Origin of the sequence: Pseudomonas sp. JS3066 (assembly GCF_036328175.1) — a bacterium.
In the GTDB taxonomy this organism is placed as follows: Bacteria; Pseudomonadota; Gammaproteobacteria; order Pseudomonadales; family Pseudomonadaceae; genus Metapseudomonas.
The window spans coordinates 208,162-220,873 of record NZ_CP143312.1 but is presented as its reverse complement, the minus strand read 5'-3'; the positions used below and the strand labels follow the sequence as shown (position 1 = coordinate 220,873).

General features: G+C 63.4%; 13 protein-coding genes. 5 read left to right on the top strand and 8 right to left on the bottom strand.

All coding sequences use genetic code 11. From position 1 onward, the window contains the following. Positions 1-320: 320 nt before the first annotated feature. Entirely contained in the window at positions 321-539 is a 219-nt protein-coding gene (locus tag SA496_RS01075) for a hypothetical protein (RefSeq protein WP_153919656.1), read from the bottom strand. Between the two features lie 181 nt (positions 540-720). On the opposite strand from SA496_RS01075, the gene SA496_RS01070 reads away from it, so the two are divergent. Next, positions 721-1,659, top strand: a complete 939-nt coding sequence (locus SA496_RS01070) for a class I SAM-dependent methyltransferase (protein WP_120653208.1) — start codon at positions 721-723, stop codon at positions 1,657-1,659. Positions 1,660-2,011: 352 nt separating this feature from the next. Here SA496_RS01070 and SA496_RS01065 read toward each other — a convergent pair whose 3' ends face one another. The 7 genes from SA496_RS01065 to SA496_RS01035 form a co-directional block, all read right to left on the bottom strand. Continuing rightward, positions 2,012-2,899, bottom strand: a complete 888-nt coding sequence (locus SA496_RS01065) for a SphA family protein (RefSeq protein WP_330114890.1) — start codon at positions 2,897-2,899, stop codon at positions 2,012-2,014. Positions 2,900-2,974: 75 nt separating this feature from the next. Then, positions 2,975-4,036 (bottom strand): NADH:ubiquinone reductase (Na(+)-transporting) subunit F, encoded by a 1,062-nt coding sequence (locus SA496_RS01060; RefSeq protein WP_120653210.1) that lies wholly within the window; start codon positions 4,034-4,036, stop codon positions 2,975-2,977. 10 nt (positions 4,037-4,046) lie between these two features. Further along, entirely contained in the window at positions 4,047-4,406 is a 360-nt protein-coding gene (locus tag SA496_RS01055; protein WP_120653211.1) for a phenol hydroxylase subunit P4, read from the bottom strand. A gap of 57 nt (positions 4,407-4,463) precedes the next feature. Then, positions 4,464-5,990, bottom strand: coding sequence for an aromatic/alkene/methane monooxygenase hydroxylase/oxygenase subunit alpha (locus SA496_RS01050; protein ID WP_153919648.1), 1,527 nt, complete (start codon positions 5,988-5,990; stop codon positions 4,464-4,466). A gap of 34 nt (positions 5,991-6,024) precedes the next feature. Continuing rightward, positions 6,025-6,294 carry an MmoB/DmpM family protein gene (locus SA496_RS01045; protein ID WP_077524328.1) on the bottom strand — a complete coding sequence of 90 codons (270 nt, stop codon included), beginning with the start codon at positions 6,292-6,294 and terminating at the stop codon, positions 6,025-6,027. Then, the gene (locus SA496_RS01040; protein WP_120653213.1) at positions 6,291-7,286 is read right to left on the bottom strand and encodes an aromatic/alkene monooxygenase hydroxylase subunit beta; all 996 of its coding nucleotides are present in this window, start codon (positions 7,284-7,286) and stop codon (positions 6,291-6,293) included. The genes SA496_RS01045 and SA496_RS01040 overlap by 4 nt, the downstream gene beginning before the upstream one ends. Positions 7,287-7,340: 54 nt before the next feature. After that, the gene (locus SA496_RS01035; RefSeq protein ID WP_120653214.1) at positions 7,341-7,598 is read right to left on the bottom strand and encodes a phenol hydroxylase subunit; all 258 of its coding nucleotides are present in this window, start codon (positions 7,596-7,598) and stop codon (positions 7,341-7,343) included. 383 nt (positions 7,599-7,981) lie between these two features. Between SA496_RS01035 and SA496_RS01030 the strand changes: the two genes are divergently transcribed. From SA496_RS01030 to SA496_RS01015, 4 genes are all read left to right on the top strand, one after another. Further along, entirely contained in the window at positions 7,982-9,706 is a 1,725-nt protein-coding gene (locus SA496_RS01030) for a sigma 54-interacting transcriptional regulator (protein ID WP_330114889.1), read from the top strand. A gap of 142 nt (positions 9,707-9,848) precedes the next feature. Next, positions 9,849-10,760: a catechol 1,2-dioxygenase gene (gene catA, locus SA496_RS01025; protein WP_330114888.1), complete on the top strand. Its 912-nt coding sequence runs from the start codon at positions 9,849-9,851 to the stop codon at positions 10,758-10,760. Positions 10,761-10,992: 232 nt separating this feature from the next. Next, complete coding sequence (locus tag SA496_RS01020) at positions 10,993-11,427, top strand: 3-isopropylmalate dehydratase (RefSeq protein WP_330114887.1); 435 nt, start codon at positions 10,993-10,995, stop codon at positions 11,425-11,427. 297 nt (positions 11,428-11,724) lie between these two features. Further along, positions 11,725-12,483, top strand: coding sequence for a sulfite exporter TauE/SafE family protein (locus tag SA496_RS01015; RefSeq protein ID WP_153918436.1), 759 nt, complete (start codon positions 11,725-11,727; stop codon positions 12,481-12,483). Positions 12,484-12,712: the final 229 nt, after the last annotated feature.

Below are 12,712 nucleotides of genomic sequence, written 5' to 3'. Positions count from 1 at the left end.
GCCCCGCAAGGAGGCAAAGGTCCACAGCCGATCACGCCTGACTTTGGCTTCAACATCTCCTACAGCATGCTGTGTCAGGTGATGTATAGTGCGCGCCACTCGGCGGCGACCAGCCGCCTGGAATTGGCAGGATTGGTACAGATTTGGTACAGTCCGCGCCCCTAGCAGAGCTAAGCACCTGATCTGCAAACAAAATTCAAAGTGGTTGGCGCTTACCAAAAGTAAGCCCCGACCACTCATGAAAAGCCGGCCACAAGCCGGCTTTTTTATTGCCTGGGAAAAAGGCCGTTCAACTCCCTCACGCAGTTTCTTCAGGGAACTCAACCCCGACGTCGAAACGACAGTTTCAAGGGTGGCAGCGCCATCTTCAGGATGTAGCCCCAGAGGCCGAACACCAACGGCCCACCGGCCAGCGAAAGCGCACGCGTGGCGAGCGTTGCGCCCTCCTCCATTGCGCCGCTGATGAGGACCAGTCCCAACCCCAGCAGCGCCATCATGAACAGGAGTCTGGCGAGGTAGACCTTGACGGTCAGCAGCATCCAGACCCACTTCATGCGCCGCCGTCGGACTGGGGCCTTGCTTGCTTCCGGTACGTCCATCACCGCCTCACATCCCTGCCGAACGCGACATACCGGCGAAGTGCCGCCCGCCTGGCCACGCAAACCTGACGGAATGCTCGGGTTAGAATGCCGCCCCCGCTCATTCCAGAACCGCCCCGCCATGAACCTCGACGCTATCGCCACCCTCGAACAGCAACTGACCGCCGCCCTGGAGAATCCGCCGGACGAGATCCGCCGCGTCTTCCACGGCCGTGGACGGCGCTGGGTGGGGTTGGAGCATGTCACGGTCGACTGGCTACAGGGGATCGTGCTGGTGTCGTTGTTTCGCGAGGTGGGCGAAGACGAACTCGCTGCGCTGCGGGCCATGTTGCTCGGTCTCACCCGGTCGCCAGCCTGGCAACGCAGCGGCGCCCGAACGCTGCTGATGCAGCATCGCTACCTGCTGGAAAGCACCGTGGAGCTGCTGTGGGGCGAGGCGGTGGATGAGTGCGTGGTCAGCGAAGCGGGTCTGCGCTTCAAGCTGGACCTGGGCAAGAAGCAGAACAATGGTCTGTTCCTCGACATGCGCTACGGCCGTGACTGGGTCCGTGCCAACGCTCGGGGCAAGCGGGTGCTGAACCTCTTCGCTTACACCTGCGGCTTCTCGGTGGCGGCCATCGAGGGTGGTGCCGAGCATGTGGTCAATCTCGATATGGCCAGCTCGGCCCTCAGCCGCGGGCGGGATAATCACCGGCTCAATGGACATGACCTCGGTCGCGTGAGCTTCCTCGGTCATGAGCTGTTCAAGTCCTGGGGCAAGGTGAAGAAAACCGGGCCTTACGACCTGGTGATCATCGACCCGCCGTCCTTCCAGAAAGGCAGCTTCGCCCTGACCCGCGACTACCAGAAGATCCTGCGCCGCCTGCCAGAACTGCTGACCGAGAACGGGGTAGTGCTGGCCTGCGTGAATGATCCGGCCATCGGGCCGGATTTCCTCATCCAGGGGATGGCGGCGGAAGCGCCGGAACTGCGGTTTGTGGAGCGGCTGCAGAATCCACCGGAGTTCGAGGATATCGATGCGGATGCGGGGTTGAAGGCGTTGGTGTTTCAGCGGGGGTAATTGCTGGGGCCAAACGGGGCTCCGCCTCCCTCTCCCCCGGACCCCGCTCTGCGCCCCGGCCTGATCGCTTCGCGCTCCGGCGTTCATCGGCACCGGAAGCAATGCTTCCGAGAGCGTGCCTCTTCACCCCTGAAGAGGAGAGGGGTGACTCGCGCCGGCGTGACCCTCCCTGTAGGGGTGAATTCATTCGCGAAGCAGGACGCAGTCCTGCCATGACACGTGGCCCAATACCGAATGGGGGCTTCGCAGCCCTCACCCCAACCCTCTCCCGGAGGGAGAGGGGGCTGTCCGTGCCACGGAACGTGCAACCTGTAGGGGCGGCAGGACGCAGGCCTGCCCACGTGAACAGGCGCTAGAACGGCACCGTCAGCTTCAGCCAATAGGCATCGCCTTCCGCGCGGTTGCGCACCTGCATCTCCTGTTCCCACTTGGCGGTGAGGAACCAGCCATCCTTGTTGCTGTACATGATCGATGGGCCGATTGAGAAGGCACGGCCCTTGTTGTCATCGATGCGCTCGCCATCCTGGCGGTCGTCAGTGGTCTGGCGATAGTAGTAGCCGCCCACGCCGAGTACCCAGCCATTGCCCATGCCCCAGCCAACGGAATAGTCGAAGTGGAATTCCTGGCCGGAGCGGTAGTCGGTGGCAGGGTTTTCCCGATTGAAGTCGTACATCAGTTTCACACTGGCGTTGAGCCCGGCGGGGTCGACATATGAAATCGCCCATACCGGCTCGACGGTCCAGTAGTTACGTCCGATGTTGGCCAGGTCCCCGCGGTCGTACTCACCTGTGGGTGCGATGAAGTCGAGGGCGAAGATGCTGTGCAATTTGTCGCTGTGGTGAAAGCCGAGGGCGGGGCCGAAGATGATGTCGCCAAGGCCCTTCTTGTGCTGGGACTGGCCATTCACATCCACCTTGAGGTCGACGAAGGGCACCAGCGCGGCGAAGGCCAGGTTGCCGCCGAACAGCTGCTGCTCGCTCACCCAGATCAGGCGCGGCGCGACGACGTTGGCGCGCACGCGGAAATCCACCGGCAGGCTGCGGCCATCGTTACCGCGCAGGGTGTCGGCTTCGTAATGAGTGGAGAACACCTGGCCGTAAAAGCCCGGTGGCGGCATGGCGCCGGACATGTAGTTTTCGGCGCCCATAGGATAGGTGGAGCCTCCACCTTCGGTGGCATGGGCGACGTGGCCGAAGGTGGCAAGGATGCAGCAGGAAAGGACACGCAGTTTGGCGCACATCAGCAATACCTTCTTGTTTTTATGGGCGTGAGCCGCCGTCCGCGCACAAGGCGCGGAGCGACGGATAAAGCGGAGTCAGATGCGCTTGAACAGGGCTGAGCGGGTGCTCTCGCCGGCGCCATCGGCGGCAGTCAGGAAGCGCTCCATGAATATGTCGCGCTCGAACAACCGTCCCTGCATCAGCGCGGTGATGGCTGCGTCGATCATCGGCGGCGGCCCACAGAGGTAAGCCTTGTTGCCGGTGAAGCGGCCGTCGAAATGCTTCTTCGCCGCGTCATGCACGTAACCGCGGAAGCCGGTCCAATCAGTGTCTTCCGCCGCCTGACTGAGGGACGGTACGTAAGTGAAGTTCTCGTGCTCTTCGGCAAGGCGCTCGAAGAGTTCACGGTTGTAGAGTTCGGCACGGGTACGGGCGCCCTGGAACAGCGTCATGCGCCGTGTGTCCCCCTGCTCCAGCAAATCGAGAATCATCGATTGCGGGCTGGACAGCCCCGAGCCACCGGCGATGAAGATCAGGTCGCCGGCCTGGGACCCGCGCACGAAGAACTGGCCATAGGGGCCGGAGAGTTCGAGCGCATCGCCCACCTTCAGGCCGTCATGGATGAAGCCGGTTGCCTGGCCACCCTCCACCAGGCGGACGTGCAGTTCCACCTCGTCGGCACGGCTCGGCGGGTTGGCCAGCGAGAAGGCGCGGGTGCCGTCGATACCCGGAATCTGCAGGTTGATGTACTGCCCGGCCTGGAACGCCATGGGACGGTCCAGCTTCAGGCGCAAGCCCTTGATGGTGGGCGAGAGGTCGTCCAGCGCGATCACCGTCGCGCGGTAATCCTGCACGGCGTGGCCGGCGAAATCCGGGTCGACGTCGATGTCAGCCTCGATCACCAGGTCACTTTGCGGAATCGCGCAGCAGGCCAACACCTTGCCCTCGTCGCGTTCCATGTCCATCAGGGCGAAGGGCGACGCGGCGCCAACATCCACTTCGCCTTCCAGCACCTGCAGCTTGCAGGTGGCGCAGGTGCCATGGCCACAGGCGAAAGGCAGCCAGACGCCCTGGCGCAGGGCGGCCTGGAGGATGGTCTGGCCTTCCTCGACTTCGATTTGCTCGCCGGTGGGTTCGATAGTGACCTGATAACTCATGGCGACCTCCTCAGTTGAAGCTGCCGTTGAGGCCATCCAGGCCAGGGGTGAAAAGACGCAGCAAGCTCTTGTGGCCAATGCCATTGGCGGCCAGCCCAGTCGTCAGGTCGGGTTGGAACTCCGTGTCATCGAGACGCCAGCTGGCCTTGGCGAAGTCCACCTTCGCCGCATCCGGGTGCGCAGCGATGGCCGGCTTGACCACCTGCTCGATGAAGTCGGCGAAAGGCATGTCCGGCGGCAGCGGCAAGGTGAAAGGGGCGCAGAACATCAAGTGGCGTTCCCAGCAGAGGTACACCAGTTGCAGGCCGTTGAAGTTTTCCTGGCGGTCCAGGGATTGCGCCGCATAGGCGCCGATGGCAGTCACGGGCATGACGCTGTCCTTCTTGTAATGGGGTGGTGGGCGGGCGCGCAGCACCCGCCACGGGACTCAACCGGCCTTGGGGAGGTCGGCGGGCTTGTCGCCCTGCCACTCTCGCCAGCGCTGGTGCTCCGGCGAGTCCTGGTAGTCGAAGTTGTCCTGGCCGAAGGCGATGTTGTAGTAGTCGCGCACCACCGCCTCGACATCTGCGCCGCCGCAGTTGCCCTGGAGAATCTGGTGCACCGGAAGCCAGGCCTGGACGTACTTCTCCGGCTCGTACTGGAAGATGTCGCAGCAGCCGTCGGAGCAGAAATGGAAGCGCTCGCCGCCATGCACGACACTGCGATGGCTTAGCGTCGTATCCGCATCCGGCTCGGTGAAGGCCAGCGGGATCTGGCAGATCTGGCAGAGCATCGGCAGCGTGTTGTTGTAGAAGCGTTCTCCGCGCGCCTGCATCTCGCGCCATTGCTCATAGCGCGGACGGTAGATGCGGTCGAAGGTGTCCGGGTACTTGGCCGAGAGCCAGTCCAGTTCCTCGTCCGTGGGAATCCAGGTGTGGAAGTTGGTGGCCTGGCTGTACTGGTAGAAGATCGACCAGGCCTGGTGGCTGATGTGCTCCTTGCCAATGGTGGTCTGCTCGACGTACTTCGGCGGGCGGATGCCGTAGCGTTCCAGATCCTTGAACAGCGCGCCGCCGGCCTGCTCGTAGTACACCTCCCAGGCCTCGGCCCAGGACATGACTTTGTTCGGCAGCATGTAGTCCATCATCATCCCCACCAGCGTCAGCAGGCGGTAACCGCGCCAGAACCACTTGTCGATCCAGCGCTGGATGATCGGCACGTTGTCCTCGTGCTGCTCCAGCAGGAACTTGATCACTTCCAGGCCGAGGGTCATGTGCCGGGCCTCATCGGATTGCGCCGAGAAGCCGAAGGTGACGGTGGCCATGTCGCCGTTGTAGGCGGCACCGGACATGAAGGGCACGAACAGCAGGTTGGTCAGTACGTACTCGAACGAGAACGAGATGGCCGTGAGGAACTCGAACGGGCCAGCCGTGCGGGCGTCCTCGAAGAAGGACTTGGGCACCGAGAGGAACCACACCCGATCGTGCATGTGGGCGAAGTCATGCAGGCCGTTGAAGTGTTTGTTGTAGTGACTCATGGCGTGAATCTGGGTCTGCACGTGGCGCAGTTCGTCGATCGCCTGCATCTGGCAGGCAACCCGCGCCCCGGCCCCGCCGAAATGCCGGCCGACTCGGGCGAAGCCCTGGTAGGCCTGGTACTCCAGCGGAGTCACGCCGCAGAGGAACAGCTTCAGCGCATTGACGTAGCGCGCGTCGGACAGGTTGGTATGGCCATTGTTCTGGGAGAAGGCATCGAAGATCGCGTAGAGCTTCTTCTCCTTCTCGGCCTGGTACTTCCAGTAGGCGTCCATGGTCAGGCGGAAGGGGTCCTCCCACTTGTCCCAATCTGTGATCTTGATGCCCTCGAAGCGCTCATAGGGGTAGATATCGTCCTTGCTCTGGTAGCTCGGCTCCCAGGCCAGGTCGCGGGTCAGGCAGCGGTACTTGTCTTTCTGGTTCAGGCGTTTGGCGGCCATGGTGGCTCTCCCGATTCTTGTCGTTGTGCGCGGGTCAGTTCCAGTGCAGGGCGAAGCGGTCTTCGTCTTCCTCGACGTTGCCGCCGAGGGTGATGACGTCGATGAGCATTTCCTGCACGTCCCACTCGCGGCCGAGCTTTTCCTCCACCGTGGCGCGATTGATCTCCAGGCGCTGTTCGGCCTGGACACGGATCATGGCCGGCTGGTGCTGGATCTCGGCGTGGGGGTTGTCCTGGACGATGGCCTCGACGATGTAGCGGGCGTTGTCGTTGTCCTGGAAGGCGATGTAGACGAGGGAAGTCATTGCGCGGCTCCTACAAGGCCGATTTTCTTCAGGCGGGCGGCGAACTCGCCGGCCACGGTGTCGAGGGCGACGCTACCGGGGCCGATGTTTGCCAGCGGCGCCAGGGCTTCCAGGGCGCGGGCCTGCCACTGACCGATCCAGCCTTCGACGAGCTGGCGGTTATCAACGCTTTCGCTGGCGACTGTTTTCACCAAGGCATCGACCCAGCGCTGGGTCTCGGCGAACCAGAGGCGCATGAACTCGGTGAGCATCCCTACCTGGCCGGCACCCTGGGCGCAGAGCTGTTCATCGAACTTGTGGAACAGGAGCGGGTAAAGCAGGCCATCACTGACCAGGTTCTGCGCCAGGGTCAGCTCGAACCAGTCACGCACTACCATCGTGTCTTCCACGTAGCGACGCAGGCCCTGCCAGGCCGGATCCTGCATCCACTGCTGCTTGGCCTCGGCGAGCAGGTCGGTGCCACCGTCATCGAGCATCAGGCCGATGCGCGACAGGTACTGGGCGATACCGAGTCGGTCCATGGCCTGGAACATGTGCAGCTGGGTCAGGCTGGTGCCGAAACCGTCGGCGGCGATGCCGCTGTTGTTCATGTTGGCGCCGAGCTCCGCATGGCGCAGGGGCAGCAGCAGGCGGGCGATCTGATCGCGGCTGGCGGCATCCAGACCAGCCAGCAGGTTGCGCTTCTCGCAGAAGGCGTAATCGTGCTCGGCGTTCTCCTGCATCCTGGCGCGAGTCTGCACGTAGGCGCCGTAGTAGAACTGGCGTGGGTCGCTGACGGCGTACCAGTCAGCCATGCGAATGGCGGTGCGGGTGGCGTCGTTGAGCAGCTTGTCCGGCTGCCACAGTGGGCGGTAATGGAAGTTGGTGGCGGCCTCGATGTCGAAGCTGGCCTCCTGGTAGCGGCTGGCAGGCTTGTCGCCGAAACGCCGGCGGGTGTGGCTGAAGGTCTGGCGGATCGGCTCGGCCGTTGCCGTCTTGATCTCGATGCTCATGCAGGGCGTCCTGTACTTGTTGTTGTGGGGAGTCGGCGCGTCGTGGTCAGGCCATCAGTCGGCCTGATCGCGGCTCTCGCCGTAGCGCCACTTCTCCATGTCGGCGTCGATGGCTTCGGCCATCTCCGCATCCATGTGCTGAACCCGGTTCTGCTCGCAGAAGCTGGTGAAGGCTGCGCGTGGCAGAACCAGTTCGACGAAGAGGTCGGGATAGCCGATGGCGAAGTCGAACTCGACGAAGACGGCGTCGGGTTCGCTGCGCACCCGGACGTAACGCGGCAGTTGATCGAAGCGAGTCTGTTGCTGGCTCATGCAAGGCAACTCCATGGGCGGGTTGCCAGGGGCAGAGCAACGGCTGTGCCAGGGCCTTGAAAAACCCACAGAAATAAACACAAGGCATTGTTATTAATGGATTTTTTACGAGTTCTTCGAGAACAGGACGAATCGGGAACCACGGCTCTCGTCCGATGGCTTTTCACCATTTGCTCAATCGCCGGAGTGCCCTTGAGCAAATCACCAATCGACCTTCCCCCACGCGCACAGGCGATTGACTTTTCACCGGCTTTCAGGCCGCTTAGAAAAAGAGCACGGCCACACCTTGCGTCCTCCGGCCGTCCGGTCGAACCCTTTTAACCGCCTGCCTGAGCGGTGGCTCGCCGGCTTCCCCGTACAAGAACAATCTGGGGTGCAACACGATGAAAGTTGATTACAAGGCGTCGGAGCACAGCCCGACGCTGAAGGACCTGACCGACCGCATCCGCTTCCTCGACAACGAGGGCAAGATCTGGCTCGACGAGCAGCGCATGCTCCTGCTCCAGGCCGCCGCCATGGGCTCCTTCCGCCGCGAGCTGGTGGACATGCTCGGCGTCGAGCGCGCCAAGGGATTTTTCCTGCGCCTGGGTTATCAGTCCGGCCTGAAGGACGCCGAACTGGCACGCAAGCTGCGCCCCGATGCCGACGCGGTGGAGATGTTCCTCACCGGCCCGCAGCTGCACTCGCTCAAGGGCATGGTCAAGGTCAACCCGCTGGAGATGAACATCGATATCGAGAACGGCCAGTTCTACGCCGACCTCGAATGGCAGAACTCCTACGAGGTGGAGAACTGCCGCGCCGAAGGCATGTCATCCGACCAGCCGGTGTGCTGGACCTTGCTCGGCTACGCCATCAGTTACTCGTCGTTCTTTCTCGGTCGCCAGGTGCTCTACAAGGAAGTCAGCTGCCGTGGCTGCGGCGACTCGCGCTGCCGCATCATCGGCAAGCCGGTGGAGGAATGGGAAGACGCCGAGGAGTTCATGCGCTACTTCCAGTGCGACCCCATCATCGAAGAACTCCAGGCCCTGCAAGTACAGGTGGCCAACATGCGCCAGCGCCTGCAGCAGGACGCCGGGCAGTTCTACGGCATCGGCAAGGCTCCGCTCTACCGCAGGGCTTGCACGCTGATCGACAAGGCTGCGCCAGGCAAGGCTTCGGTCCTGCTGCTGGGCGATACGGGAGTCGGCAAGGAGGTCATGGCGCGCAGCCTGCACTTGCGCAGCGAACGCGCCAGCGGCCCCTTCGTGGCCCTGAACTGCGCCGCGATCCCGCCGGACCTGATCGAGGCCGAGCTGTTCGGTGTCGAGCGTGGCGCCTATACCGGTGCCCAGCACTCGCGCATGGGCCGCTTCGAACGCGCCAATGGCGGCACCCTGTTCCTCGACGAAGTGGTGGAACTCACGCCGCGCGCCCAGGCCAGCCTGCTACGCGTGTTGCAGGAGGAGGAACTGGAACGGGTCGGCGACTCGCAAACTCGCAAGGTTGATGTGCGCGTGGTCGCCGCCACCCACGAGGACCTGGCCAAAGCAGTCAAGGATGGACGCTTCCGCGCCGACCTCTACTATCGGTTGAACGTCTATCCGGTGTTCATTCCGTCGCTGCGCGAGCGCAAGGAAGACATTCCGCTGCTGGTGGATCACTTTCTATCGCGGCTGCATACCGCCTACGGCAAGACCACCCTGGGACTTTCCGACCGGGCCCTGGAGGCCTGTATGCGCTATGACTGGCCAGGCAACATCCGCGAGCTGGAAAACCTGGTCGAGCGTGGCGTGATCACCACCGACGCCAATCAGAGCATCAGCGCGGATGCGCTCTTCCCGCACCTTTCTCACGAGGCCCATAGCATCGGCCTTTCCAGCGATGGTGCGCTGGTGGAAGCGACGCCGAGCGTCGAGCCGGATTGGGTTGAGCGCCTGATCGACAGCGGCGTCAGCCTGGACACGGTCGAAGAGGCGCTGATGCAGGGGGCGATGAAGCGCGCCCAGAACAATGTCTCGGAAGCCGCACGCCTGCTCGGCATGACCCGCCCGGCCCTGGCCTACCGCTTGAAGAAGCTGCCGGCGGAAGACGCGATTGAGCAAATGAGCAAACGCCCGCGCCCGGGTTGACGACCTGATCAAGCCGGGTGCCTTGCGCACGGCATCCGGCTCTTTTTAATTTATTTGCAATCAAATACTTATCGACCATCACCAAACTGGCACCGCCCTTGCTCAAGGGTTCTGGCCCACAACAAAAACATGAGGCCCAACCGTGAGCAACAAACTGTCCAGCACCGAAAGCGTCCAGAAGTTCTTCCAGGAAGTGAGCGGCTTCAACAACGATCGGGGCAGCCCGCGCATGAAGCAACTGGTGAACCGCATCCTGGTCGACTCCATCAAGATCATCGAAGACCTAGAAGTCACCACCGAAGAGTTCTGGAAAGCGGTGGACTACTTCAACCGCATGGGCGCCCGCGGCGAAGCCGGCCTGCTGGTAGCCGGCCTTGGCCTGGAGCACTACCTGGACCTGCTGCTGGATGCCCAGGACGAGCAGGCCGGCCTGTCCGGCGGCACCCCGCGCACCATCGAAGGTCCGCTGTACGTGGCTGGCGCGCCGCTGTCCGAAGGCGAAACGCGCATGGACGACGGCACCGATGCCGGCACCGTGATGTTCCTCCAGGGGCAGGTGAAGGATGCCGAGGGCAAGCCGATTGCCGGCGCCGTGGTCGACCTGTGGCACGCCAACACCAAGGGCACCTACTCCTACTTCGACACCACCCAGTCGGACTACAACCTGCGTCGCCGCATCGTCACCGATGCCGATGGCCGCTACCGCGCCCGCAGCATCGTGCCGTCCGGCTACGGCTGCCCGCCGGATGGCACCACCCAGGAAGTGCTGAACCACCTGGGCCGCCACGGCAATCGTCCGGCACACATCCACTTCTTCATCTCCGCACCGGGCTATCGCCACCTGACCACCCAGATCAACCTGTCGGGCGACGAATACCTGTGGGACGACTTCGCCTATGCCACCCGCGACGGGCTGGTGGGCGAGGTGCGCTTCGGCGAAAACCGCCATGGCGTGGTAGGTCGGGTTGCCGAAATCGACTTCGACTTCCAGCTGCAGAAGGCCCCTAGCCCGGAGCAGGAAGCCATCCGCGATCGCGTTCGCGCCGAAGGCTGAGTCGGGGGAGGCTGGTTCTCACGCTACTTGAGCCGGTCGTTATGGGCCGGCCTTGGGTGCCGAGCGGGTTTCCCTCACCCCCGGCCCCTCTCCCGCAGGCAGAGGGGTGACTCGCGCCGGGTACTCCCTGCCAATCCTTCAGGCGAGAACGATCGCCGATCGGCGTGGCATTCCCTACTCCATCCACTAGAGTTCCAGCAGCGCTTTCGCGTTTCCGCCCAAGGAGGGCTCCATGCGTCTGACCTGTGCCGCTGTTTCTCTGCTCCTGCTCGCCGGTTGCTCGTCCTACCGGGCCGAGCAGGAACACATCATCCCAGTCCCGGCCGACCGTTTGCTGGCGTTCCAGGACCCGGTAGAAGGCGGTGGACAGATCGTGGTGAACCGCGACATGGGCGGATTGGGCAGCGGCTGCTACATCGCCGTGCATGTGGATCGCCAGTTGGCGGCGCGCATCGGTATCGGCGAGGTTGCCAGCTTCCAGGTGCCGCCCGGTGATCGAATTGTCGGCATCGGCATCGACGAAACCGACGACACCCTCTGCTCCAAAGGTCGTCTGCGTCGTGAGAAGGCCGCCCATGTGGAGACCGGCCAAAGCGAGCATTTCCGCATCGTCAGCGACAACCGTGAAGGTTTCGCCCTGCTGGCGGACGATCCGAAAGCACAATGAAAGAGGCCGGAATCGGGGCTGTATAACCCGGTTCCGGTCTGACGCTAAAGCGTGGATCTCTACCTTGTCACCTTCCTCAGTTACTGCCCGGGAAGGCTTGTGGAGTGGGCTTCCTTGCGCTTACCGCCCCCGCCCCATACGAGTTGTTGAAAGCATACTGCTACCGCGAAAACACGCGTCTCCACTTATCAGCGATTCGGCTCACTGGTCGGCGGCCAATCAGGCAGGAGACCGTTCGCCCGTCCTTTGCCACCGTTCATTCTCGAGGGTAACCTGCCGGCTTTTGCGCGCCTGCTCATGAGCCTCCACGATTTCTTCCTCCTATTGGTCGCCGGCTTCGCGGCGGGGGGCATGAATGCCCTTGCCGGCGGCGGAACGTTTTTCTCCTTCCCCGCCCTGCTCGCGGCCGGCCTGCCCCCTGTCACCGCCAACGCTACCAACGCCGTGGCCCTGTGGCCCGCCAGCCTGGCCGCCAGCTGGGCGGCACGCGAACAACTGCGTCCGCTGGGTCGCTACGTGGTGCCGCTGGTGCTGGTGTCCCTTCTGGGCGGACTGGGCGGCGGCCTGCTGTTGCTGGCCGGTGGCGACGAGACATTCCGCCGGCTGATTCCCTGGCTGCTGCTGGCCGCCACCCTGTTGTTCGCTGCCAGTCCCTGGCTGAGCAGGCTGATCAACCGCCAGCACGCAGCCGGCGGGCTTCCGCCCCACGGCCTTGCCAGCCACCTGTCTCACAGCCTGGTTGCCATCTACGGCGGCTACTTCGGCGCCGGCATGGGCATCCTGCAACTGGCGGCCTTTTCCATCGAAGGCCATCCGCTGCTGCGCGCCAACGCGTTGAAGAACCTGCTGTCGAGCACTATCTACAGCGTGGCGGTGGTGACCTTCGTGGCGGCAGGCAGGGTCAGTTGGACCGAACTCGCCGTGCTGCTCGGTGCCGCCAGTTGTGGCGGTTATGCAGGCGGCGCGCTGGCCCGGCGGCTGCCGACCAGCTGGTTGCGCTGGCTGGTGATCGCCGTAGGGACGGGGATGACGGTGTATTACTTCTTCACCGCCTGAGTGTGGGAGCGAATTCATTCGCGAATAAATTCGCTCCCACTGGACGCCGAACCTCCCTTGGTGGGCTGAAGCCCACCCTACGGACTTCACCGAACGCGCTCTTGTAGGGGGGAATTCATTCGCCCCTACAGGTTCCTCACCAAGCCCCAGCAACCATCCGCCCCCTTCATTTGCCCGCAAGGTGCGCCTCTGCTAGTGTCGCGCCCGATTCGACCGCCGCGAGACAGCA